We start from the raw sequence: 25025 nt of genomic DNA on the forward strand, positions 1-25025 counted from the left end.
CATGCGAAATAAAGTAAAAAGTTCATGTACAACAATTTTAGTTGGTAAAAAGGCGAGCATCGATGGTTCAACAATGATTGCTCGAAATGAAGACAGTGAGAAAGCAATCGAACCTAAACGTTTTATCGTTGTTCAACCGGAATCTCAACCTAAAATTTATGAGTCTAAGATTAGTCATGTATCAATTCCCTTACCTGAAAATCCTTTGCGATACACAGCCACACCAAATGCAGATGATTCAATCGGAATTTGGGGTGAAGCAGGAATCAATCAAGCAAATGTAGCGATGACAGCAACGGAAACAATTACTTCGAATTCACGAATTTTAGGTGTTGATCCATATGTAGAAAATGGAATTGGTGAAGAAGATCTATTAACGATTGTCTTACCTTATATCTCCAGTGCCCGCGAAGGAGTTACACGACTAGGTCAGTTATTAGAAGAATATGGAACTTACGAGCCTAATGCCCTTGCGTTTTCAGATAATGACGAAATCTGGTACTTTGAAACAATCGGCGGGCATCATTGGGCAGCAATCAAGATTCCTGATGAAGCGTATGTCATTGCACCAAACCGAATGAATATTGATACTTTTGAGGTGGATTCAGAAAATACAATGTGCTCTGAAGATTTAGTTGAATTAATCGAAAACAATCACTTGAATCCTAATCCAGAGGAAGCACTTAATTTGCGCCACATTTTTGGGAGTGCCACAATCAAAGATCATCATTATAATAATCCACGTGCTTGGTATGGCCAAAAATATTTCACTCCAGAAATCGTGCAAGATCCAATGGATGATGATTTGCCGTTCATTTGCTATGCAAATCGAAAAATATCAGTTGAAGAGATTAAATTTGTTTTGAGTTCACATTATCAAGATACTGTATTTGATGCGTACGGCGTGGGAACAGATCAGCAAAAGAAAAGCTTCCGTCCAATTGGCATCAATCGCAATATTCAATGTCATATTTTACAATTGCGAAATGATGTTCCTAAATCAATCTCCGGTATTCAATGGCTAGCATTTGGGCCTAATACATTTAATGTGTTGGTTCCTTTTTATACCAATGTTGAACAAACACCTGCACGTTATTCTGACACGTCGACTAGTTTTGATTTTAATCATCTGTATTGGTTATTCTGCATGGCAGCATTGATTGGGGATTATGACTATGACCGCTTTACGGATATTTATGCTGACTATGAACAAGAAAGTATGGCTTCTTTTAGAAATAAACAGTTGCTAGCTGATGCACAAGCAACAAAGGATTTTAGCACCGACTATTTAGAAGAAATCAACCAACAACTTGCGGAAGAATGCTACAATCGAACGGTTGCGTTGCTAGGTCAAATGGTTGAAAAGGGAGCAACACAAATGACTTTGCGTTTTGATTTAGGTGATTAAATAGGACCACATTGGTTGTCCCTAGAAAAAAACAGTGATAAACTAAAGAAAAAGGAGGCGTTTACAATGACGGACACATATCAAAATATTTTAGTTGCAATTGATGGCTCAGAAAAAGCAGAAAAGGCATTTCTTGAAGCCATTGCGATTGCAAAACGAAACCAAGCAACTTTGCACATCTTATATGTTAATGAAGTAACAGGGAATTATTTTGGTGATTTTGCGTTTGTAACAACTAATTTACAAGCAGAGCTCGATGAAGTAGCAGAAAATCAAATGAAAGCTCATCGAAATTTAGCAATTGAAAAAGGGTGGACAGATATTGAAACGTATATCCTTTACGGCTATCCTAAGACACTTATTGCTAACTTCAATGAGTCAAAGGAACCAATCGACTTGATTATTATGGGGTCAACGGGATTAAATGCAGTGGAACGTGTTTTGGTAGGCTCGACTACTGCATACGTGGTGAACCATGCGTCATGCAATGTGTTAGTAGTAAAATAAATAAAGAGTAAAAAAAGCAATCAACAACAAGTGACGAAGGTGAGCCAATCAGTGGCTTCACAATAAGATACGTCAATTTGCTGGATTGCTTTTTTATTTCGTCGTTTTTATAAAATTGGTGATAGTAGTCGGGAAATTTGTTGTTTGAATAACAGCCAAGTCGACATTTCTTTGACTGTCTCTGTTGTCATAGCAGAACAGTTTTCTTCATCTTCAAGAAACTTGTTCGAAAGTTGCTCTAAAAATTTATGATCATAAATGACTGCACTGGTTTCAAAGTTTAAACGATAGCTACGGATGTCTTGGTTGGCGGAACCAACCATGCAGATTTCATCGTCCATAATCAATGTTTTTGCGTGTAAAAAACCAGCTTCATAAACTAGAATTTCAATGTTTTCCTTAATCAATTGTCGTGCATAATATTGTGTAGCACGGTAAATGAATGGATGATCGGGTTTATTTGGAATCATGATTTTAACATGGACACCTGAAGCAGCAGCAATTTTTAATGCAGCAATCACACTCTCATCAAGAACGAGATAAGGTGTTTGAATCCAAATTCGTTTTTTGGCTGAAGTAATCAGTTTGATAAAAGCTAACTTGATTTGTTCGCGTTCATTATTTGGGCCACTTGAAACTAATTGAATGTCAGCGTTACCATGTTGTTCATTATTTTCGTCAACTTTCTTAAAGAAATAATCCAAATGATAGCCAACTTTTTTTTCTTCTGAAACGGAAACGTTCCAGTCCATTAAAAAGCGAAGTTGAAGCAGTGAAGCAGCAGCACCGAAAATTCGAATATGAGTATCGCGCCAATAACCAAATTTCTTGGTTGTGTAGACATACTGATCGGCAATGTTGAAGCCACCAGTATACCCAATTTTTCCATCGATTACGACGATTTTTCGATGGTCATGGTAATTTAAACGAAAACGAAGCAGGGCTTCTTGAGAAGTTAGAAAGGTTTGAGCTTCTCCACCATTAGCGATTAGTTGGTTAAAATCTTTTGCTTTTGTACCGTGTGAGCCAAACGCATCATAAAGTAGGCGAACTTGAACTCCTTGCGCTGCTTTTTTTTCTAGTAAACGCAAAATCTGATTGCCAATCTCATCAGTTACAAATGCATAATACTCAATATGGATAGAATGTTGGGCTTCTTCAATATCTTTTAGTAAAGAGGTTAGCTTTTCTTGTCCATCAGTGAGTAATGTAAGTCCGTTTTTTCGAGTTAAAGGCATCTGATTCAAGGATGAGAAAAAGTCAACAAAGGTTTGTTTTTCGATTTCATTTGTTTGAGAATCATAGTGCTCGATGGTATCATCACGAAAATTTTGAAAATTCTCTAGTTCCTTTAAGTCGCTTTGTCGTAAATAGAATTTTTTCTTGTCTGTTAAACCGCGTCCAAAAAATAAATATAGAACAAATCCAACAATAGGTAACGCAAACAGAACAAGTAGCCAAGCCCAAATTGCTGCGACATCACGTGGCTTGATTAAAATAGTTATCAATGCAAAAACGGCATTAATTAAATAAATTGCTGAAACAATAAATCCTACCAAATAATTATCCTCCTTTATTTCAATAGTGTTAGTATAACATGAGTCGAAAAATAAACCTATGTGGGAGAACTGCCTTCAATCAACGAAAACCTAGTGAATTAGTTGAATAAACTGAATAAAATAGTTGCTTTTTGTCATTTAATACGATAGGATATTAGTACAGTTGAATATCTCCTTAGGGGAGTAACCGGCAACAAATCGTTGCGATAATATCAACAGTAAGTTAACCAATTGGTTTTCTGGTATTGTATGAAATGGTGAGACCTAAGACAAATGTTGATTTGTCTTGGGTCTCTTTTTTTTCAGTCAAATAATACTAGGAGCAAAAAGATTAAATGGGGGATGAAATTTGGAAAACAAAGAACAAGCACAACGAGTGATTTATCAAGAACCAATTGATTCGTTGATGCAGCAAACAAACAGCTCAAATAATGGTTTGAGCACGACGCTTGCAAAAGAAAAACTGGAAAAAGACGGACTAAATCAATTGAAAGAAGCACCGAAAAAGCCGACTTGGAAGTTGTTCTTAGAAACATTCAAAGATGCGATGGTAATTGTGTTACTGATTGTTGCGCTTATTCAAATGATCATGGGCGAATATGTTGAGTTCTTCGTTATTTTTGCGGTATTGATGCTTAACTCGGTTATCAGTGTGGTCCAAGCGAAAAAAGCAGAAGGTTCATTAGAAGCATTAAAAAATCTTTCAGCACCCGACGCTCGCGTCATTCGTGATGGCAAAGAAAAAACAGTGCCAGCAAAAGAATTAGTAGTTGGCGATTTAGTATTACTGGAAGCAGGAGATTACGTTCCAGCTGACGGTCGTTTATTAGAAGCTGGCTCATTACAAGTAGATGAAGGTATGTTGACAGGTGAATCGACTGCAGCTGAAAAAGAAGTTGTTGAAATTACAAATACTGTTCCCGTTGGTGATCGTGTAAATATGGTTTTTAGTGGAACCATTGTGACATATGGTCGTGGTAAATTCTTAGTTACTTCAACTGCAAATAACACTGAGATTGGTCAAGTTGCTGGTTTGTTGGAAAGTACAACAGAGCAAGCAACGCCATTACAACGTGGATTAGATAAATTTAGTAAGAAGTTAAGTTTAGCAATTCTTGCTTTGTCATTGCTGATTTTAGGCATCCAGTTATTACGTATTTTCCTTGGTGAAGGTACAGGTGACTTAACTGTTGATATTGTTAATGCGGTGATGTTTGCTGTTGCCGTTGCTGTTGCTGCGATTCCAGAAGCGTTGCAGTCAATCGTTACAATCGTGTTATCTTTAGGAACAAATAAGATGGCCAAACGTCATGCGATTATTCGTAAGTTACCGGCAGTAGAAACATTAGGTTCGACAAGTATTATCTGTACCGATAAAACAGGTACTTTGACTCAAAATAAAATGACGGTTGTTGATTATTACTTAGCAAATGGCAATTCCGGAGACTTTACAGACAATCCAGAAAAATGGTCTGATGATGAACGTCGCTTGATTGAAATCTCTGTGTTAGCAAACGATGCGTCAATCAGTGAAGACGGAACAAAACTAGGTGATCCAACTGAGGTTGCTTTTATTGATTTTAGTGAAAAATTAAATCAACCTTATCAAGAAATCCGTTCAAACTTTCCTCGTGAAGCAGAACTGCCATTTGATTCAGATCGTAAATTGATGTCAACTGCACATACATTTGACAATGAAAAATATTTGTTGGTTAAAGGTGGACCAGACATCGTCTTTAACCGTAGTAAAAAAGTCTTGTTGAATGGTGAAGTTGTACCAATGACAGATGAATTGATGACCAATTTCCAAAATCAAAACGAAGCCTTTTCTAATCGTGCTTTACGTGTGTTGGCTTTCGCTTATCGTCCAATCGATAACTTAGACTTAACTTTTGATGATGAAAATGATCTGATTTTAGTCGGAATCTTAGCAATGATTGATCCTCCAAGAAAAGAAGTAACACAAGCTGTTGAAGAAGCTCGTAGCGCGGGAATCAAAACAGTGATGATTACTGGGGACCATAAAACAACAGCTGTTGCAATTGCAAAAGAAATCGGTATTTTTGAAGAAGGAAACCAAGCATTAACTGGTACAGAACTAGATGCTTTATCAGAAGATGAGTTGATGAATATCTTAGAAAACGTGACCGTTTACGCACGTGTTTCTCCTGAAAATAAAATTCGAATTGTTCGCGCTTGGCAAGCGAAGGGGCATATTTCTGCAATGACTGGTGATGGTGTCAACGATGCTCCTGCATTGAAACAAGCAGACATTGGGATCGCTATGGGAACTGGTACGGATGTTGCCAAAGATGCAGCGGCAATGGTCTTAACAGATGATAACTTTGCTTCAATTGTTAGTGCAGTAGAAGTTGGACGTAATGTGTTTGACAATATCAAAAAAGCTGTTGCTTATCTATTTGCTGGAAACTTAGGTGCCATCATTGCAATCATCTTTGCATTGGTTGCTGATTGGTCAAATCCATTCACAGCATTGCAGCTGCTCTTCATCAACTTAGTAAATGACTCTTTACCTGCAATTGCTTTAGGAACAGAAAAAGCAGAACCTGCAACCATGAGTCGCCCACCGAGAGATCCAAATACGGGGATCTTTACAGGTAGAACATTGGTTTCAGTGACTTATCGTGGGATCTTGATTGGGATTGCGGTTATCTTTGCACAATGGTTAGGGATGCAGCATTCACCTGAATTTGGTGTAGCAATGTCATTTACAACATTGATTTGGTGTCGTACGTTACAAACATTCCCTGCACGTTCAAATACGCAAACAGCAATTCAAGCAGGCTTCTTTGCCAATAAAGTTGTCTTGATTGCAGTAGTTGTATGTAGTGCTTTGTTTAGCTTAACAATGATCCCGGGACTAAAAGAAGTCTTTTCTATTCCAACAGCTTTTGGCATATCAGAAATCTTGATTTGTTTAGGGATTGCTTTTGTAACCATTCTTTTAATGGAAATCACAAAACTAATTATTGTTCATGTTCAAAATGGAAAAGAAAAAGAATAAACAAGTGATTAGTCATAGAGTAGTTAGCTAGAAAAACAAAAAGAAGTGTGCTAAGTGATTGGCATACTTCTTTTTTGAAATTAAGGGTGAAAGAAATGAATGAAGAAGCATGGGACGAATTTGCAGAAGAATACTACGCAGTTCAAGAAGAGTCACAAGTGCCAATCGTTGCGGACATCGTAGACTTTTTATACAAGGAATCTGTACTGCCCGCAGAATCACTAGCAGATGTTGCCGGTGGATCAGGTCGTTATCTACCATTACTTGCTGAACAGGTTGCTAAGTATGAGTTAATTGATTTTTCAGCGTCAATGTTACGATACGCGCAACAAAAAGCAAAACGTTCTGGAGCAGAAAATGTGGTGTTCAAGAAACAAACTTTTGCTAAGTTTTTGGATTCTAAAGAGCAGTACGAGGTGATTTTTTCAGCGGCAAATCCAGCTTTTACTCAAACAACACAAGTTGAAAAACTGATGAAGAAAGCGAAAAAATGGTGTGTCATGGTACGAGTAATCCAATCAGAAGATGATCTTTTCACAGTTATAGATGACGAATTAGGTATAGCAGTGAGAGATCCAAACACCACACCCTTCATTAGTAACCAAATAGAAAAATTTTTACAGAGTAAAGAAATTCCAGTTAAGAAACAAGATTTTACTTATCAGATCAAAGAGACGATTTCACGAGAGCTGTTAACTGAATATTATGAAGCAGAGATGACAGCTGAGCTGAAAGAAAAAATTTCACAGTTATTTAGCCAAAAAGCTGAACAAATCAGTACAACGACAGTAACGTATCGCGTGCTTCTGTGGCAGATACGGGATTAGTCCTCAAAAAATTAGTGAGAATGAATAGTACTTTTTGTAATCAGAATAAAAGATAATTGATTATTTTAGCGTATCCGCATGATTGAATACAAAACTGCCCCGTACCAATTTTTTGTTGATTGGTACGGGGCAGTTGCTTTTTATTCTGCTTCTTTATAGTAACGGATATCATTTTCTACTTTATAAATTGAGAATGGTACGTCACTGTTATATGCTGCATGTTGGCCATGTTCTGGCAGAGTTTCACTAAATATTTGTTCATATTCTACTACAGAAACTTGTTGGCGGTTATCAAATAAAGATTGATGGTCTTCTTTATCTAGAAAATCTTGGTAATTTTCTTCTAAAATTCCCGTGAAGAATTCACTTACTGCTCCAGAACCATAACTAAATAGTCCAACGCGATCACCAGCTTGCAAAGCAGATGAATTTTCAAGTAAGGAAATCAAGCCAAGGTAAAGAGAACCAGTATATAAATTGCCAACACGACGACTGTATTGGATACTTTCATCATAACGAGTCAGCAAACGTGATTGATTTGCTTCATCTGTTTCATCTAGAACACTTTGCAACGCTTTTTTCCCCATTTTTGTATAAGGGATGTGGAAGCATAATGCTGGATAGTCTTCTAAGGTCAAACCAGTTTGTTTTTTATGTTGTTGCCAAACTTTTTGGAAAGCTTCGATGTATGTCGCATTTGATAATGGACCATCAACAACAGGAAATTCACTATAATCTGGGCGCCAAAAATCATAGATATCTTCTGTTAAAAAGACACTGTCATTTTCAATTGAAAGAATTCTTGGATTGGCAGTGACCATCATCGCTACAGCTCCGACCCCTTGAGTAACTTCTCCGCCAGTTGCTAAACCATAGCGAGCAATGTCACTAGCAATCACTAAAACTTTTCGTTCAGGATGATTGCGGACATATTCCTTTGCCATATGTAAAGCAGCGGTCCCTCCATAACAAGCTTCCTTTACTTCAAATGAACGAGCAAATGGTTGGATTTTTAATAAATGATGAATAATGACGGCACTGGCTTTTGAATGGTCAACACCAGATTCTGTTCCAACGATGACCATGTCGATCTGTTCACGGTCTTCAGCTGTAACTAATTTACTAGCAGCATTCGCTCCTAAAGTGATGATGTCTTCTGTTGCGCGGTTAACCGCCATTTGATCTTGTCCAATACCAATATGATATTTGGCAGGATCATCTCCACGACTCTCAGCTAGCTCTGTCATGTCTAAATATAAATTTGGAATAAAAAAGGAAAGACGATCAATCCCGATTTTCATTTCAACACCTCTTCACTCATAATTAAAACTTACTTTAATAAAGTATCACAAAATGTTTAAAAGGAATATAAAAAAGATAATATTTAAGGATTGTTAAAATTTTCAAGCGGAAAAAACTGTCGATAGTAGTGAGCTATTTGTTTTTACTTGAAAGAATGTTATATTTTTGTAGGAGGTGGCTTACTTGAAAGAAGTCGTAATTATAGATGCTGCAAGAACCCCTATAGGTAAATACCGTGGGAGCTTGAGCCGTTTTTCTGCTGTCGAATTAGGAACTTTGACTACGAAAGAATTATTGAAAAAAACTGGTATCAACAAAGAACAAATTGACCAAGTCATTTTTGGAAATGTTTTGCAAGCCGGTAATGGCCAAAATGTTGCTAGACAAATTTCAATCAACAGTGGGATTCCTACAAGTGTCCCCGCGATGACAGTCAATGAAGTATGTGGTTCAGGAATGAAAGCAGTTATTTTAGCACGCCAATTGATTCAATTAGGTGAAGCACAAGTCGTTATCGCTGGTGGGACGGAAAGTATGTCCAGAGCACCTTTGCTTCAACCTTATGAATCTGAAACAAATAGTTATGGTGAACCAATTTCAAGCATGGTCAATGATGGATTAACCGATGCTTTTTCAAATACGCATATGGGATTAACAGCTGAAAATGTTGCCCAACATTATCACATTACTAGAAAAGAACAAGATGAATATGCACTTGCTTCACAACTTAAAGCAGCTAAAGCAACAGAAGCAGGCGTTTTTAAGGAAGAAATTATTCCAATTGAAGTTGAGGAAACGCACTGGTTAGCAACAGATGAATCTATTCGCGGAAACAGTACGGTAGAAAAATTAGGAACATTACGTACCGTATTTGCTGAGGATGGAACAGTAACGGCAGGAAACGCCTCGCCATTAAATGATGGAGCCTCTGTATTAATTTTGGCTTCAAAAGAATATGCTATCGCAAATGATCTTCCTTATTTGGCGACAATCAAAGCAGTAGCGGAAGTCGGTATCGACCCATCAATGATGGGCATTGCGCCAATTACTGCCATTAATCATTTGATGGCTAAAACGGATATTCCTTTAGAAGAAATTGGTTTATTTGAAATCAACGAGGCCTTTGCAGCTTCTTCATTTGTTGTGAATCAGGAACTTCAGTTGGAAAGTGACAAAGTCAATATTTATGGCGGTAGCATTGCTTTAGGCCATCCAATCGGTGCAAGTGGTGCTCGAATCTTGACAACTTTAGGCTATGGGCTATTAAGAGAAGAAGAACGCTATGGTGTCGCTTCATTATGCATTGGTGGTGGTCTAGGATTAGCGATGTTACTTGAAGCAAATCTAGAATGGAATGAAGAACAATTTTTACAAAAAAAAAAGTTCTATCAGTTGACGCCAGCACAACGCCGAAAACAATTAGTTGAAGAAGGTGAGCTAACAGAAAACACTGCTGACCTGCTTGCTCAACAAACATTACCCGAAGAAATAGCGAATCACTTGATTGAAAATCAAATCAGTGAAGTTGAAATTCCCTTAGGCGTTGCACAGCATTTTAAAATTAATGGGATTAAAAAATGGATTCCAATGGCTACAGAAGAACCCTCAGTGATTGCAGCAGCCAGTAATGGTGCAAAATTATGTGGAGATATCAAGGCAGAAACACCACAACGATTGATGCGTGGGCAAATTGTTTTAGCTGGTCAACAAGCGTATCAGGACATCATTCAAGCACTTGAAGAACGCAGAGAAGAATTGATTCTGTGCGCAAATGACAGCTATCCATCCATTGTTAAACGTGGTGGAGGAGTTCGTGAAATCGCAAGTCGCGAATTTCAGGGAGAAGACCAAGCTTACTTATCAATTGATTTTTTGATTGATGTGAAAGATGCGATGGGTGCCAATATTGTTAATGCTATTCTAGAAGGTGTGGCGACAAAACTTCGTGAATGGTTTCCAGAAAGAGAAATTTTGTTTAGTATTTTAAGTAATTTAGCCACTGAGTCTTTGGCAACCGCTCATTGTATTATTCCATTTGATCGGTTAGCTGCTGATCGTCAAATGGGTGAACAAATTGCTAAAAAAATCCAACAAGCTGCAGAATATGCTAAATTAGATCCTTACCGTGCAGCAACGCATAACAAAGGAATCATGAACGGAATCGATGCAGTTATTTTAGCAACAGGTAACGATACTCGCGCAACGGGCGCAGCTATCCATGCCTATGCTGCTAAAAATGGCCACTACGAAGGCTTGACACAATGGCGTGTAACTGAGGATGGTTTGGTTGGAGAAATCACATTGCCGTTAGCTGTGGCAAGTGTTGGTGGTGCATCAAAGGTATTACCAAAAGCTGCAGCGTCTTTTGAGCTACTAAACGTCGATTCTGCAAAAGAACTTGCACAACTAATTGCAGCCGTTGGTTTGGCTCAAAATCTGGCTGCGTTACGTGCGTTAGTAACTGACGGTATCCAAAAAGGACACATGGCACTTCAAGCAAGAACATTAGCGATGACTGTTGGTGCAAAAGGAGCCGAAATCGAGCAAGTTGCGCAAGCACTAAGAAGTAAAGCAAAAATGAACCAAGAAATTGCGAAAGAAATATTACTTGATGTTCAGCAAGCAACATAAAATCAATTGAATAAACTATTTTTGATAGATAGGCAAAAACTGGGGCAAATTTATAGTCTTAGTTTTTTTGCTTTTTAATATCTTAAGATAAGATAGATTGTATTTTTTATAACATTATATTATTTTCTTTGGAACACTGTCATTACTTAAGTTATCGTTTTTTTAATTAAATGTATAAATGATAAAATAAAAAAGTAACAAAAATAAATATGAAGGAGAGAATCTATGAGAAAGAAAGTATGGCAGATGTTGTTCGTAGGAATAATTTTTTTGGGATGTATAGTACCAGCAATAACGGTAAATGCTGAGATGAGTGATTTTTATTGGGAAGGTCGAGCAAAAAATAGATACTGGATGAATGAACTTAAAGATAATACACGCCTTTCAGAGCTGTCAATTCCAGGAACACACGATTCAGCAACACATGCTATCAAAGACACTGTGGGACTGGGGTATGTGAAGACACAAAGTATTGATATCACGAGACAATTGACTAATGGAATCCGCTTTTTAGATGCGCGTGTGTGTGAAACAAATGGTTCTTTTGCGATGCATCATGGTAGTTTTTATTTGAATCAAATGTTTGGCGATGTTTTGAATCAAGTAACGAGTTTTCTTACAAAAAATCCAAGTGAAGTTGTTTATATGCGTCTGAAGCAAGAAAATAGTTCAGTAAACGATCAGATATTCAATCAAGTTTTAAATGAAAAATACCTAAAAAATAGTTGTTGGAAAGATTTTTTTATTACGGAAATAGTAATCCAACTTTAGGCGAAACGAGAGGGAAAATCGTCATTTTACGCAATTTTTTGGGAAATAGTGTTGGAATCTCCTATCCAAGTCAATTTGATATTCAAGATTATTGGGAGCCAGTGAATCCTGAAGATAAACGCTGGGCAATTGAGCAACAATTGGTAAAATCCACAAAGAGTGGAGGAACAGATAATATTAAATATATTAATTATTTAAGTGCATCAAATTTCTTTTATCAAATTAAAGGCTTTGCAGGAAAAATGAATCCATTCGTTGTAGATTATATTCGTAATAACCAAGTGAAACATGCAGGGATCGTAATAGCTGATTATCCGAGCAGTGAGTTAGTGAATAGTGTTATTGATTTAAATCAACGGCTTTTAAAAAATCCAGAGAACTATGGAGTATACGATAGCTCGATTGTAACAATCCAAACTTTACTGGATACAAATAAAATTGTCGACTGGAACCAAGCCAACGATTTGGGTATTATTTATCCAAATAAAAACGGAAGTAACCAAAAATGGCAAATGTGGTACGATTCAAATACAAAAGCCTATCGCATACATACATATGACTATGGTCACCTTGCACTAAGACAAGCAACTACCCCTTATAATACATCACGATATAATGTTGTGATTGAACGTGCGGGCGACAGTAACAGGGGATTATGGCAACTTATTCCAGCAGGAGAACATGGCAAGAACAAGGTATACTACTTAAAAAATTGTGCAAGTAATCTTTACCTAGATGTAAAAAACAGTGTTCATAATCAATCCGGTGAGTTGATTACTTACCCGTATACAGGAAAAACAAATCAAAAATTTGTGATAAATGTAATCAGATAAGAAAAGATGACACCCATGTCTGTCCTTTCGTTAGATTTTTTGTCTAACGGAAGGGCCATACGCATGGATGTCATCTTTTTTATTATTAGCTATTAGCGATTAACAATTGGCATTGCCGCAAATTGCTCAATTAATGGTACAAGCGTTAATTTCACTTTATACTTTCTTTCAAGTGCTTTTTCAACTGTAAACTCGTTTTCAGAAGTCATTGAGATTTCAGCTAATTGGCGTGGCTCATCTGCTGTTTTTTCAAAAACGATTGCAGCATCTGCTGTTTTTTCAACATAGAATTTTGGATATTCTGCAACAGCGGCTGCAAACTGATCAAAGGTTAAGTTAGAAGTTGTTGCTGGTGCTTCCTCAGTGACAGGTTCTGCGTTGACTTCTTCAGTTGCAACTGATTTTTCTGTTTTTTCTTCTTTCACTTCAGCAACAGGAGCGACTGGAGTTGAAACAACTTCTGCAGTTGGTTCATCGTTTTTCATTCGTTGATCGTTCCAATAAGAAACAATTTCAATCAACAAGTTATCACGAAAACGTTCAAAGATATCTTGTTCACCAGAACGAATGCGTTTTAACACACTCGTAAAGTTCTCATCAATTGGTACGTTAATACGAGTTGATTCGTTTGAATTTCCAGCCAAACCAATTGTTAAAATTTGACGATTCTTTGGATCAAGCATTACTTGTAAAGGTAAGCCGTAACGACGTAAACTTTCTTCTTCTAATGAATTGAATAGTTGACTTCTAATTCCATCTAAAGAGGGACGAAATTGATTTAATAATTTTTGTTTTTGTTTTTTCTTCATATTTTTGATTTCTCTCCTTCACTCATACCTTATCGATTATAAGAAAAATTTTGCCAATTGAAAAGGATTTAAAGGAAAAAACTTGCGTAAGTACGCATAATGACCCAATAATTGTTGATTTTTATCAAAAATTTTTGTTTTTTTTAATATTAAGCGGGGAAAACGAATAAAAAAGTTCTGCTCAGAAGAATGACGAAGAAGATAGATGGCTACAAAAAAACGGCTTGGACAAAGAGATTGTCCAAGCTGTTTTTACTCTTTTGGTAGTAACGCAAAAACGGTTAGTTCCGGCGAGTAGATAATTTCATGCTCGTTCCAGTGAGTCACCATCAACGAATGATCCAAGCGCTTTTTGACTTCGTGGATTTTTTGATTATGTGACATATTTCTGGCTGGAAAGTGTTGGATTTTATCGGGTTCAATCAAAAAGATAAAATCTGGATGAAATGTCCGAAGAATTTCTTCAGGTAACGCTTCTAACCTTTGAATGGGATTCATACAATCACCTACTAAATTAAAATTCAGCTGTATCAGGATTTTTGGCTTTACCTACGACACCATCTAATGAATCGATTTGTGCCATTTCTGTTTCAGTCAATTCGAAGTCAAATAACTCTGTGTTCTCTTTGATTCTACTTGGTGTGACCGATTTAGGTAAAGGTAAAAAGCCGTGTTGTAAAGACCAGCGTAATGAGATTTGTGCAATTGTTTTTCCATGTGCTTCAGCAATTGCTTGCATTTCAGGAACATCAAAGATTTTTCCTGTTCCTAAAGGACTGTAAGCTTCAAGAATCATGTCATGTTGTCGAGCATAGTCAACTACTTCAGGTTGTAGTTCACCTGGTGCTAAGAAAATTTGATTCACCATTGGCATGATTTTCGCTGTTTTTGCTAAAGTATCTAAATGATGAGGCAAGAAATTACTTACACCAATTGCTTTGATTTTTCCTGCTTCATATAATTCTTCAAAAGCACGCCAAGTTTCAGCATTTGCTTCTTCCCAATTTTCACGGAAAGTAATTGGATTTGGCCAGTGGATAAGAAAAAGATCAAGATAGTCTGTTTGTAGTTTTTCTAAAGACTCTTCAAAAGAAGACATTACTAAATCATAGCTATGATTGGTATTCCACAATTTCGTTGTTAAGAAAATTTCTTTTCTAGGAATACCACTTTCTTTGATTGCTTGACCAACACTTTCTTCATTTTTATAGCCTTGTGCTGTATCAATATGACGGTAACCTGCCGCTAATGCTTCTTTTACAGAGGCAACTGCTACATCGCCATCAGGTGTTTGCCAAGTACCAAAACCAACGACTGGGATTTCATAACCATTTGCTAAACGATATGTGCTTGTTAAGTTTTCCATGTTCACATCTCCATTTCTTTTTTCCTTTATATAGTTTAGCGCACTTTTTACAAAAAGTAAGGCATCATGCTTTGATTTTTATCACGAGAAAAAGGAAAAAGAAAACTTGAACAAAAATGTTTGTGACCAAGCTAGCTTTTTTTCGTTTTTTCGGTAAACTAGACAAGAAGGGAATGAGCTCATGGATATTTATTTAAAGAAGGCAATCTTGCATATTATTGATCGCGAAACAGGTTCACCTGTTTTTTCACAAAAAGAATTAGACTTAACGAAGGACTTCATTCGTGATTTTTTACAAAAAAAAATTCAAAAAATTTCTTCTGCACAAACCAAAACAGGTCACTTAGCAGAAGAAAGCCAATTTGCTAAAAGCGTCCAGCATTTTTCTGAAGATTTCATTGTAGCCAGTGAAGAAATCGTGGCGCGTTGGTATGAAATCTATCAAGAAAGTGAAGAGGCGCCAAGTGCCGATGTGTTTGTTGTGTTGTATGAACTAGACACAGAACTTTATGTGGCACTATTAAAGGTGAATTATCGTGAATCGTATACCCATTTCGTTGACGCAGATGAAACTGGGATTGAAAATAAATTAATCTTGAACCGCGCAATCTTAGGTTCTAAATCTCAAAAGGCAGATGAGGCAATTGCGGTGAACCTGAAAGAGCTATCGTATGAACTCTTAGAGAAAAAATATGAGTTTTCTGGAAAAAAAGAGTGGTATTTCTCAGAAAAAGTGATTGAAAGTGTACCAGCACCTTCGTTAGAGCAAAACGTCAAAGTAATTCAAAAAGTGGCGAAACAAATAGGTAAGAAATTTGAGACTGATGAATTTGATATGGTTGCTGATCTGAAAGAAGCTGTTTACGATACCATTGAGGAAAAAGGTCGTCTGGATCATGAAATGATTGCCGAAAAAGTATTCAAGGAAAATATCTCTGCCAAGATGGCTTTTAAGGAGGAAGTACAGGAACATGGCTTTGTTCCAGAAGCAATTCCTGTGAAAGAAGTACAAGAAATCTCAGAGAAAAAATTTGGCAAGCAAAAGTTCAAATTATCTAACGGAATTGAATTGATCGTTCCAGTAGATGTCTATCGCAATCCAGATTTGATTGAATTTGTGAACAATCCAGATGGAACAATTTCTGTAATGATTAAAAACGTTGATGAAGTCTTGAATCGATTGTAATAAAAATTTGATCAATCAACGAGAAACAATAGACAAAAGGTAAACAAAAAAGCAGTTCAGATAAATTTTTCTGAACTGCTTTTTGTTTCGAGAACATGAGAGGATTATTCCATTTTTTCTAAAGCCTCTTTTGGAACATCAGTTTCTTTGACTTCTTCCCAACTCATGACGCCTTTACGTGGATTGACCTTAAGTTTTAAATAGGCATTTAATTTTAAAGGACGTTCCCGCATTTCGTTCAAAGTAACTCGTTTCTTTTCGCCATTTTTATTGTAGGCATTTTGTTTGTACGTATACGCGGTATAAGATTCTCCGTTATCAGAGAGTTCAGTATGCTTTTCCCCATTTGTAGTAATTTCAGTGTAGTAAGTTTCGCCACCATAAAAATAATCATAAGCAAACAGACTGCCACCGAGAAAGACGGCTAGTAGGGCAATTAGTCCAATTAATTTTTTCATCTATTTCACCTCTGTTCTCTATTATTCCTGAAAAGTTGTGATTCGTCTATTGAATCCGCTCAAACTAATTTTTATTTATAAAAAGGATACAAAAGGTAAGCGTAGAAGAGAGAAGTTCAGCGAAAGTGTTCTTAGTTGACTTTGACCAATTTTGACGTATAATAATCATAGTTCCAACCTTACAAAAAGTAAGGAGGACATATTCGTTTTTATTTTATAAAAAAAGGACTATAATAAAAGCGTGAGAGCTGAAAAATTCAGTGATCTATATTATTTAGGAGGTTTGTAAATTATGGCAAAAGAACATTATGACAGAAGTAAACCACACGTTAACATTGGTACCATTGGACACGTCGATCATGGTAAAACCACTTTAACTGCTGCAATCACAACAGTATTAGGGAAAAAAGGCCTAGCAAATCCTCAAGACTATGCAAGTATCGATGCGGCTCCTGAAGAACGTGAACGTGGAATTACAATCAATACAGCGCACGTAGAGTATGAAACAGAAAAACGTCACTATGCACATATTGATGCACCAGGACATGCGGATTACGTAAAAAATATGATTACCGGTGCGGCTCAAATGGATGGTGCAATCTTAGTAGTATCTGCTACTGATGGCCCAATGCCTCAAACTCGTGAACACATTTTGTTATCACGCCAAGTAGGTGTTAAATATCTAATCGTTTTCTTAAACAAAACAGATTTAGTTGATGATGAAGAATTAATTGACTTAGTTGAAATGGAAGTTCGTGAACTATTAAGTGAATATGGTTTCCCAGGTGATGATACACCTGTAATCAAAGGCTCAGCTTTGAAAGCTTTGCAAGGTGATCCAGATGCTGAAGCTGCAATCATGGAATTAATGGATACAGTTGACGAATATATTCCAACGCCAGAGCGCGACACTGAAAAACCATTATTATTACCAGTGGAAGATGTTTTCTCTATTACTGGTCGTGGTACTGTTGCATCAGGTCGTATTGACCGCGGTGCCGTTCGTGTTGGTGATGAAATTGAAATCGTTGGTATCAAACCAGAAACGCAAAAGGCAGTTGTTACGGGTGTTGAAATGTTCCGTAAAACACTTGATTACGGTGAAGCAGGAGATAACGTAGGTGTGTTACTTCGTGGGATTCAACGTGAAGATATCGAACGTGGACAAGTAATTGCTAAACCAGGTTCAATCACACCACATACAAAATTCAAAGCAGAAGTTTACGTGTTGACAAAAGAAGAAGGCGGACGCCACACACCATTCTTTAATAACTACCGCCCACAATTCTACTTCCGTACAACGGACGTAACAGGTACAATCGTATTGCCAGAAGGTACAGAAATGGTTATGCCAGGCGATAACGTAACAATCGACGTAGAATTGATTCACCCAGTCGCAATTGAAAATGGTACAACTTTCTCAATTCGTGAAGGTGGACGTACTGTTGGTTCAGGTATCGTTACTGAAATTGAAGCATAAAAACTTTGAGAAAAACAATTTGTTACAATTAAAAAGGATTCCAGAAATGATTTCTGGAATCCTTTTTTTGCTATTTTTTAAACCATTTTTTAAATCCTTTTTGTAAAGGATTCATTTTTCCATTTTTTTCGACAGGAGCATTATCGATAATCAGTAATGCAATCATGACATACGCAATCCAACTATCTCGGGAATAAAGCGTATATCGAGGTGTCCAATGTGTTGCATATTTTTCTTTGTATTCACGTAATCCGTGGAAAGAATAAAAATGGGAGCCAAATTCATAAACCAAGTAAGCAATTCGTTCTTGAAGAAAACTTTTTCTCGACGTTCCTACATTTGAAAGGGGAGCCATTCCTAAGTTGAACCATTGAATATCTTGTTCTTTCATATGATTGAATAGGTGGATGAATAAGAAATCCATACTACCAGAAGGCGCTTTTTTTGGATCATAGCGCATCAAATCAATTGTTCCAACTTTATTATCAGTATAAGTTGGCATAATGTTAGCAAAGGCAACTATTTCTTGTTCGGAATTTCGGACAACGGCGATGGGGCCGCGTTGGAGATAATCTTCAGCAAAAAAACCTAGAGAGAATCCTTTTTCTTTACGGCTGCCAAGCCAGTTATCTGAGATTTGTTTAAATGTTTGCATTTGTTCTACTGAAAACGGTGGAGAAAGGACTTCGAATGTGAAGCCTTCACGTTCGATTCGATTAATGACTGCTCGCGTGCCCTTCATCTTTTTACCTGAAGTTGTGAATTCAGGTAACTCAACATACGCTTCTTCTCCCATTTTGATAAAATCATAGCCCACATCATGGAGAATCATTACAAGTTCTTCACTTGACTCATAAAAAACAGGTAAGTAGCCAAGACAATCTGCTTCTGTAATAAATGCTTCAATTGCTTTTGGAAAGTCTTCCTTTTTCCCAGAAGGATCACCCATAACAACACATTTATTATTATAAGAAGCAAACTGTAATAATACAGTTGGTTCACCATTTGCTTCGTAAGTAAACATTCGTTTATCTTTCAAGAAAATCAGTTGGCTATCAGAATTCCCTCCATAATTAACAAGTACAGCTTTTGCTTTTTCTTCATCAAAAGCTTCACCGACTAATTTCTTTTTCCCTTGTAAAAAGTGAACAAAGAGAATCATGATCAAGCTAACGGTAACAATGGCTAAGAAACCAGAAAGCCAAATTTTTTCAGATGGGAATAAAAAGAATGAAATAAAATGATGCTTCCGATGTGGAAAGGTTGGCAGATTATAGACGCCAATCACCAGATATAAAATAGTTAATGTGCCAATCAACAAGCCATCGACAGTTAACCATTCCCAAGAATAAACTAATTGTTCTCGGAAAAGTTCATTTTTTGAAGCGATGATGATTACTAATAATAATGTCAAGAAAATTGATCCAGTTAAGGTAAAATCACCAAGAATAACGTAAAGTAAAGCAAGTCCTACAATGATAATGGTTGGTAAATAGGCACGAGTGACCCGCGCGGCGATTCCTCGTCCCATAATCAATAGTAAGAAACCTAAAATAATGCTTGGAAATTGAATGATAAAATGGAATTTTAGCGGGTTCAAAGTATGTAACCAATGAAACTCCGAAAAAGCTTGTGGAATTGTAGCAGATAATACGAGCATGATTCCAGAAAAATAAAGTAAAACGACAACAATTTTGTGCGCGATTTCTGTTGCCAGTTGTCTAGGAATGCCAGAATATCTTTGATTGAAAGAGGCACCAATATTTTTGAAGAAAAAGACGATGCCTAATAAAAATGGAATAAAGTAATAGAAAATCCGAAAGAGCAAGATCCAGACTACTACAATTTCACGAGGAACTCCAATTGCTGATAACCCAAGAATCATCATTACATCGAAACTTCCAATCTCACCGGGAATCATTGACACAATCCCAATGACAGAAGCTGCAATAAATAAAGGAATTGTTTGCCATAAATCAATCGGAATCTCCATCAAAAAACCGACCGAAAGAAAACTTAGCAATACACCTGTCCATTCCAAAATAGAAACAAGAAGTAGTTGCCCACGTAGCTTCCAAGTCAACCCACCTAAGTAGCCTTCTTTCTTTAAGGTAGTGACTAACAAGACAACCGGGAAATATAATCCGCCGCCAATTAACCAAATCCAATATTGTTTGATAAAGGGAGTGACAGGCGTAAAAAGTACCAGCAAAAATGACAACAAACTATAGATAGAAAGTCCTGCCATCAAAAATAAGAAAATTTTTGAGAGGGCCTGCATGACTTTTTTTCCATCCTTTTTTTGTCCGTAAAGTTCTGAACGAAGACCGATACTTACAAAACCACCAAAACCAGCGACATTGTTAATCGAATTGATTAACCAACTAGTTTCGAGTAAATAACTCCAAGATAATTTTTGACCCAATAAACGATTTAAAATTATATCGTAACCAATCATTGGTGCGACACAAAGTAGCCCGATGATGAACATCAAAAATGTTTTCCAAATTGGGATGTCGGAGAAAGTTTGAGCAAGCTGATCGACAGATAAAGTTTTACCAATTGATAAGAGTTCTCCAAAAATAATAACAACAACAGAAATCAAAAAAATTGTTTTAAATAGTCCTAAATGATTTTTAAACCATTGAAGGGCTGTTTTTAACACATAAATCACCTACTATTCTTCTAAAAATTTGAGTACTTCCTGATTGAATCGTTGTGGATCCTGACGCGCTAATTGATGGCCACTTCCTTTTACTAATACAAAGGAGGCGTTAGGTAAAGTTTTCGCCAAGAAAAGGGAGTGTTGGAGCTTAATCACATCTTTTTTCCCAACTAAAATCAGTGTTGGACACGTAATATTACTTAATTGTGTTTCAGTCAAACCAACATTATGTAACAGTAAAGAAATCACTGCTAATTTTTTTCGCAACTTTGGCCAAAATAAGGAAGTAATCCAAATAATGCCATAGTGAAGATAGCTACCAATCAATGGAAGTAGACGAACACCTTGAACCAAGGTGTTTCCAGAGTTTAAAATCAAGCGATGAACATTTTTGGGATAGGAACTTGCAAAAACTAAAGCTAAATTTGCCCCATCACTAAATCCTAAAATGTCTACTTGTTGGATATTTTCCAAAGCTAAAATGGTTGCTAGATCTTCCGCCATTAAGTTGAAGCTCAAATTGGCTGATTCGTTTGTTGAGTGTCCTTGCCCACGACTATCAATTAAATAAACTGTGAAGTGTTGTTCAAAAAGCGGTACTTGTTGTGAAAAAAAGTTTCCATTACCACCATTACCGTGAAGCAAAAAAAGAGGGAATCCACTACCACTTTTTTCATAATAGATTTGACTGCCATCTGTCATTTTTGCATATTTCTTTTCTTTTTCCACATAATCACCTACTGTTTAAATTATAACGATTTTTTCTGTTTTTAGACAATTGTTTTCCTTGAAACTTACCGATCAATTTTGTAAGTTGACAAATTTTATTGGAAAATTTCATTTTTTATTAAGTAATTTACAGAAAACAAGGAAGAAATGGCGAATCTTGAAAAGAAATAGTAAGATAAAAAAAGATGTCTAAATAACTAGGTGATGTGTGATGAAGAAAAAAAGATTTTCAATACTGAAAGCTTTCTTTTTTACAGTAGTGCTCGCGCTGGTCGGAGGCGCAATCTTTTTTGCTAATCGGACGTACCAAGCTGTAAAAAAAGTAGAAGCTTATCAAACAGAAATAACAGAAGCTACGCAAAAATATCAAATGGAAAATTATGAAGCTTTAGTCAAAGCAATCATTTTAACGGAATCAAAAGGTTCTGGTAAAGATTTGATGCAGAGTTCTGAAAGTGCGCATGGGGAAGCTAACGTAATCGATAACCCACAAGAAAGTATCAATCAAGGTGTAAGCTATCTGGCAGAAATGATAACGGAAGCTAAAAAACAAGGTTGTGATTTAGCGACTGCGATTCAAGCGTATAATTTTGGAAAGGATTATATTGCGTATGTAAAAGAAAACGGTGGTGAAAACACAGTTAAGTTAGCTGAAAAATATTCTAAAACAATTTTGAGTCCACTGTTAGGAAATGAAGAGCAAACACAATATCGTTATTGGCGAGTCCAATCCGTTTTATATAATGGTGGGTACCTTTACCATAATGGTGGAAATATGTTTTATGCGGATATTGTTGCGATGAATGAAAAAATTATTCAAGCGTATGAAGAAATGTTTAAGTAAGCAAAAATAAACGCACGATCTGTCTGAATTTTATTTAGACAGATTCGAGGGACAGACTTTAATTTTTTAGTTGAGAATCTGTTTGAACCCTAAAAAACAAGTTGTTTTTAAGTCTGGAAACCGCTAGACTTAAAGACGTGATTATTTTTGAAAGTTGGCGAAAAATGGAAAATAAAAAAATGATTGGTCTAACACAGGAAGAAGTTAGGCAAAAGCTGGCGTTAGGTCAGCAAAATGACTATCAAGAAGATGCTTCAAAAACAACTAGACAAATTTTCAGCGATAATATTCTGACATTATTCAATTTCCTGAACTTTGGAATTGGGGTCTGCCTGCTATTAGTTGGTGCGTATTCCAACATGGCTTATATCGCAATCATTATCATGAATATCGTTATCGGAATCTACCAGGAAATTCATGCAAGAAATCTTGTCCGCAAATTGTCGATTGTTTCTCAATCTGAAGTAACAGTTGTGCGAGATGGAAAAGAGCGAGCGATTTCGACGAAAGAACTTGTACTAGATGATTTAGTAAAAATTGGTGCGGGAGAGCAAATTCCTGCAGACCTGGAAGTGTTGAGTGGTCGAGCAGAAGCAAATGAAGCTTTGTTGACGGGCGAATCAGATTTAATTATTAAGGAAGCTGGAGCAGAATTGCTTTCTGGAAGTTTCTTAACAAGTGGTTCAGTCTTTGCAAAAGTGATTCGCGTTGGCGCAGACAACTATGCAGTTCGTTTGACGAGCGAAGCTAAGAAGCACAAGAAAATTCAGTCTGAATTAGTTGACTCAATCAGAAAAGTATCAAAATTTACCAGTTTTGTCATTATTCCATTAGGAATTATTTTATTTCTACAAGCCTTGTTCATCAGAGATGCATCAATCAAACTATCCGTTGTTGCTTCAGCCGCTGCGTTACTAGGAATGTTACCTAAGGGATTGGTATTATTAATTAGTATTGCTTTGACAACTGGAGTTACGAAGCTAGCAAAAAAACGAATCCTTGTTCAAGACATGTATGCAATTGAAACCTTAGCCCATGTCGATACACTTTGCTTAGATAAAACGGGAACCATTACGGAAGGAAAAATGAGTATCCAACATGTAGAGGCGTTGGATGTACGTTATGAAAAGGCAATTCCAGAAATTATTGGTACTTATTTAGCAGAAAGCAATGATAATAATGTGACGATGCAAGCTTTACGTAATTATTTTGCAGTTTCCAATCGTTACCAAGTAGAAGAAGTCTTAGCGTTCTCTTCTGACCGAAAATGGGGCGCAATGGAATTTCCTGAACTAGGTGTAGTGTACGTTGGGGCACCAGAACGATTAGTTCCAGAAAATCAGTTGCCAGATCGACTAATGTCCGCACAAGCAAATGGCTATCGTGTCTTGATGCTAGGTGTTGCACCTAATCAAAAATTATCAGAGGATAAACCAACCGGTATTGATCCGATTGCTTTATTTGAAATTGACGATCCTATTCGAAAAAATGCACCAGAAACATTAGCTTACTTGCATGAAGAAGGCGTGGATATAAAAGTTATTTCTGGGGACAACCCTTTTACCGTTTCGAATATTGCGCGACGTGCAGGTTTACCGAATTACGATGCCTATATTGATCTTTCTGATTTAATTAATGAAGAAGATGTACGACAAGCTGCGCATGACTATACAGTTTTTGGTCGAGTAAGCCCTCAACAAAAGAAAATCTTAGTCAATGAGCTAAAGGAAAGTGGTAAAACAGTTGCGATGACAGGTGATGGTGTAAATGATGTGTTAGCACTTCGTGAAGCTGATTGTAGTATTGCAATGGCAGAAGGTGATGGCGCAACTCGTCAAATCGCCAACTTAGTTTTACTGGATTCGGACTTCACGACGTTGCCAGAAGTTTTGTTTGAAGGTCGTCGAGTGGTTAACAATGTGACGAAGGTTTCAGGAATTTTCTTTATCAAAACAATTTATTCTTTCATCTTGTCTATCTTATGTGCGATTACTGCGATTGGGTTCCCATTCATTCCCATTCAAATCACATTGATTGACTTAGCAATTGAAGGATACCCATCTTTCTTCTTATCTTTTGAGCAAGATAAACGAAAAGTCAATTATCGCTACTTGCCAACAGCGCTTATCAATGCATTACCAAATGCACTTTTAGTTGTCTTAAATGTTGTGACAGTTTATCTATTGGGACAACGATTGGATTGGTCGAATGGTGAAACGACAACATTAATGTATTATTTATTGATTGGAATTAGTTGTTTAGCTGTAATCAAAGCTTGTTATCCTTTCAACCCATTACGAATTTTCTTAGCTGTTACGACGGTTGTTGGAATTTATGTGGCAGCGATGCTTTTCCATGGCATTTTAGAAGTGAATTTAGGTGTGGGAAATCAACTTGGCTTATTCGTTGGGCTCATGGCAATAAATATTGTTCTTCGTCTAGCTTATTGGCGTGCCAATATTCAAGAAAAACTGTTGAATAAGTTTGCTTAAACAATTCATTAACTTCTTAAAACGTTATACTTGAAAAAGAACAGGAATATGATACAATCAAACATGTATAATTGTGTCCTTTAAAATCGCGCTGATTTCGGTTGGTGCGATTTTTTACCGGTTATTCTCCTGA

Annotated in this window: 19 protein-coding genes; 11 read left to right on the forward strand and 8 right to left on the reverse strand. The window is 36.7% G+C overall.

Annotated elements, in window-relative coordinates:
• Position 1 precedes the first annotated feature (1 nt).
• Together IGJ76_RS04150 and IGJ76_RS04155 are read left to right on the forward strand one after the other, a co-directional pair.
• Positions 2 to 1408, forward strand: coding sequence for a C69 family dipeptidase (locus IGJ76_RS04150; protein WP_430596741.1), 1407 nt, complete (start codon positions 2 to 4; stop codon positions 1406 to 1408).
• 66 nt (positions 1409 to 1474) lie between these two features.
• Positions 1475 to 1915, forward strand: a complete 441-nt coding sequence (locus IGJ76_RS04155) for a universal stress protein (protein WP_067484785.1) — start codon at positions 1475 to 1477, stop codon at positions 1913 to 1915.
• 107 nt (positions 1916 to 2022) lie between these two features.
• On the opposite strand, the gene cls is transcribed toward IGJ76_RS04155, so the two are convergent.
• Entirely contained in the window at positions 2023 to 3474 is a 1452-nt protein-coding gene (gene cls, locus IGJ76_RS04160) for a cardiolipin synthase (RefSeq protein WP_067484788.1), read from the reverse strand.
• Between the two features lie 349 nt (positions 3475 to 3823).
• Between cls and IGJ76_RS04165 the strand changes: the two genes are divergently transcribed.
• Both IGJ76_RS04165 and IGJ76_RS04170 read left to right on the forward strand, forming a co-directional pair.
• A complete protein-coding gene (locus tag IGJ76_RS04165; RefSeq protein ID WP_067484791.1) occupies positions 3824 to 6499 on the forward strand; it encodes a cation-translocating P-type ATPase in 2676 nt (891 codons plus the stop codon).
• Between the two features lie 95 nt (positions 6500 to 6594).
• On the forward strand, positions 6595 to 7326 hold the full coding sequence (locus tag IGJ76_RS04170) for a class I SAM-dependent methyltransferase (RefSeq protein WP_067484794.1): 732 nt from the start codon (positions 6595 to 6597) through the stop codon (positions 7324 to 7326).
• A 140-nt stretch (positions 7327 to 7466) separates the two neighbouring features.
• Here IGJ76_RS04170 and IGJ76_RS04175 read toward each other — a convergent pair whose 3' ends face one another.
• Positions 7467 to 8627, reverse strand: a complete 1161-nt coding sequence (locus IGJ76_RS04175; protein WP_430596742.1) for a hydroxymethylglutaryl-CoA synthase — start codon at positions 8625 to 8627, stop codon at positions 7467 to 7469.
• A gap of 184 nt (positions 8628 to 8811) precedes the next feature.
• On the opposite strand from IGJ76_RS04175, the gene IGJ76_RS04180 reads away from it, so the two are divergent.
• The 3 genes from IGJ76_RS04180 to IGJ76_RS04190 all read left to right on the forward strand — a co-directional run bounded on the left by IGJ76_RS04180 (position 8812) and on the right by IGJ76_RS04190 (position 12863).
• Positions 8812 to 11259, forward strand: a complete 2448-nt coding sequence (locus IGJ76_RS04180) for a hydroxymethylglutaryl-CoA reductase, degradative (RefSeq protein ID WP_430596743.1) — start codon at positions 8812 to 8814, stop codon at positions 11257 to 11259.
• Positions 11260 to 11484: 225 nt separating this feature from the next.
• Positions 11485 to 12030, forward strand: coding sequence for a phosphatidylinositol-specific phospholipase C domain-containing protein (locus tag IGJ76_RS04185; protein WP_311798289.1), 546 nt, complete (start codon positions 11485 to 11487; stop codon positions 12028 to 12030).
• A complete protein-coding gene (locus IGJ76_RS04190) occupies positions 11988 to 12863 on the forward strand; it encodes an RICIN domain-containing protein (RefSeq protein WP_311798288.1) in 876 nt (291 codons plus the stop codon). Before IGJ76_RS04185 ends, IGJ76_RS04190 begins: the two co-directional genes overlap by 43 nt.
• A gap of 92 nt (positions 12864 to 12955) precedes the next feature.
• Here the strand turns inward: IGJ76_RS04190 and IGJ76_RS04195 are convergent, their stop codons facing one another.
• The 3 genes from IGJ76_RS04195 to IGJ76_RS04205 all read right to left on the reverse strand — a co-directional run bounded on the left by IGJ76_RS04195 (position 12956) and on the right by IGJ76_RS04205 (position 15038).
• The gene (locus IGJ76_RS04195; RefSeq protein ID WP_071869050.1) at positions 12956 to 13672 is read right to left on the reverse strand and encodes a hypothetical protein; all 717 of its coding nucleotides are present in this window, start codon (positions 13670 to 13672) and stop codon (positions 12956 to 12958) included.
• Positions 13673 to 13924: 252 nt separating this feature from the next.
• Positions 13925 to 14170, reverse strand: coding sequence for a hypothetical protein (locus IGJ76_RS04200; RefSeq protein ID WP_067484809.1), 246 nt, complete (start codon positions 14168 to 14170; stop codon positions 13925 to 13927).
• 16 nt (positions 14171 to 14186) lie between these two features.
• Positions 14187 to 15038: an aldo/keto reductase gene (locus IGJ76_RS04205; protein WP_218658149.1), complete on the reverse strand. Its 852-nt coding sequence runs from the start codon at positions 15036 to 15038 to the stop codon at positions 14187 to 14189.
• A 181-nt stretch (positions 15039 to 15219) separates the two neighbouring features.
• Between IGJ76_RS04205 and IGJ76_RS04210 the strand changes: the two genes are divergently transcribed.
• Positions 15220 to 16224 (forward strand): nucleoid-associated protein, encoded by a 1005-nt coding sequence (locus tag IGJ76_RS04210; RefSeq protein ID WP_067484815.1) that lies wholly within the window; start codon positions 15220 to 15222, stop codon positions 16222 to 16224.
• 104 nt (positions 16225 to 16328) lie between these two features.
• Here IGJ76_RS04210 and IGJ76_RS04215 read toward each other — a convergent pair whose 3' ends face one another.
• The gene (locus IGJ76_RS04215) at positions 16329 to 16682 is read right to left on the reverse strand and encodes a YxeA family protein (RefSeq protein ID WP_067484818.1); all 354 of its coding nucleotides are present in this window, start codon (positions 16680 to 16682) and stop codon (positions 16329 to 16331) included.
• Positions 16683 to 16974: 292 nt separating this feature from the next.
• Between IGJ76_RS04215 and tuf the strand changes: the two genes are divergently transcribed.
• Complete coding sequence (gene tuf / locus IGJ76_RS04220) at positions 16975 to 18162, forward strand: elongation factor Tu (RefSeq protein ID WP_067484820.1); 1188 nt, start codon at positions 16975 to 16977, stop codon at positions 18160 to 18162.
• 70 nt (positions 18163 to 18232) lie between these two features.
• Here tuf and mprF read toward each other — a convergent pair whose 3' ends face one another.
• Positions 18233 to 20827, reverse strand: coding sequence for a bifunctional lysylphosphatidylglycerol flippase/synthetase MprF (gene mprF, locus IGJ76_RS04225; protein WP_075491240.1), 2595 nt, complete (start codon positions 20825 to 20827; stop codon positions 18233 to 18235).
• 12 nt (positions 20828 to 20839) lie between these two features.
• Entirely contained in the window at positions 20840 to 21556 is a 717-nt protein-coding gene (locus IGJ76_RS04230) for an alpha/beta fold hydrolase (protein WP_067484823.1), read from the reverse strand.
• Between the two features lie 211 nt (positions 21557 to 21767).
• On the opposite strand from IGJ76_RS04230, the gene IGJ76_RS04235 reads away from it, so the two are divergent.
• Both IGJ76_RS04235 and IGJ76_RS04240 read left to right on the forward strand, forming a co-directional pair.
• Positions 21768 to 22400: a lysozyme family protein gene (locus tag IGJ76_RS04235; RefSeq protein WP_067484826.1), complete on the forward strand. Its 633-nt coding sequence runs from the start codon at positions 21768 to 21770 to the stop codon at positions 22398 to 22400.
• A 179-nt stretch (positions 22401 to 22579) separates the two neighbouring features.
• Positions 22580 to 24892: a cation-translocating P-type ATPase gene (locus IGJ76_RS04240; RefSeq protein ID WP_270344918.1), complete on the forward strand. Its 2313-nt coding sequence runs from the start codon at positions 22580 to 22582 to the stop codon at positions 24890 to 24892.
• Positions 24893 to 25025 lie beyond the last annotated feature (133 nt).

Source organism: Enterococcus sp. DIV0175 (assembly GCF_050529075.1).
GTDB lineage: Bacteria > Bacillota > Bacilli > Lactobacillales > Enterococcaceae > Enterococcus_B > Enterococcus_B thailandicus.

Excerpts from the sequence above, each read along its gene's own strand:
- IGJ76_RS04150 (WP_430596741.1), top strand. The coding sequence starts at position 2 with ATGCGAAATAAAGTAAAAAGTTCATGTACAACAATTTTAGTTGGTAAA.
- IGJ76_RS04155 (WP_067484785.1), top strand. The coding sequence starts at position 1,475 with ATGACGGACACATATCAAAATATTTTAGTTGCAATTGATGGCTCAGAA.
- IGJ76_RS04170 (WP_067484794.1), top strand. The coding sequence starts at position 6,595 with ATGAATGAAGAAGCATGGGACGAATTTGCAGAAGAATACTACGCAGTT.
- IGJ76_RS04175 (WP_430596742.1), bottom strand. The coding sequence starts at position 8,627 with ATGAAAATCGGGATTGATCGTCTTTCCTTTTTTATTCCAAATTTATAT.
- IGJ76_RS04185 (WP_311798289.1), top strand. The coding sequence starts at position 11,485 with ATGAGAAAGAAAGTATGGCAGATGTTGTTCGTAGGAATAATTTTTTTG.
- IGJ76_RS04195 (WP_071869050.1), bottom strand. The coding sequence starts at position 13,672 with ATGAAGAAAAAACAAAAACAAAAATTATTAAATCAATTTCGTCCCTCT.
- IGJ76_RS04200 (WP_067484809.1), bottom strand. The coding sequence starts at position 14,170 with ATGAATCCCATTCAAAGGTTAGAAGCGTTACCTGAAGAAATTCTTCGG.
- IGJ76_RS04205 (WP_218658149.1), bottom strand. The coding sequence starts at position 15,038 with ATGGAAAACTTAACAAGCACATATCGTTTAGCAAATGGTTATGAAATC.
- IGJ76_RS04210 (WP_067484815.1), top strand. The coding sequence starts at position 15,220 with ATGGATATTTATTTAAAGAAGGCAATCTTGCATATTATTGATCGCGAA.
- IGJ76_RS04215 (WP_067484818.1), bottom strand. The coding sequence starts at position 16,682 with ATGAAAAAATTAATTGGACTAATTGCCCTACTAGCCGTCTTTCTCGGT.
- tuf (WP_067484820.1), top strand. The coding sequence starts at position 16,975 with ATGGCAAAAGAACATTATGACAGAAGTAAACCACACGTTAACATTGGT.
- IGJ76_RS04235 (WP_067484826.1), top strand. The coding sequence starts at position 21,768 with ATGAAGAAAAAAAGATTTTCAATACTGAAAGCTTTCTTTTTTACAGTA.
- IGJ76_RS04240 (WP_270344918.1), top strand. The coding sequence starts at position 22,580 with ATGATTGGTCTAACACAGGAAGAAGTTAGGCAAAAGCTGGCGTTAGGT.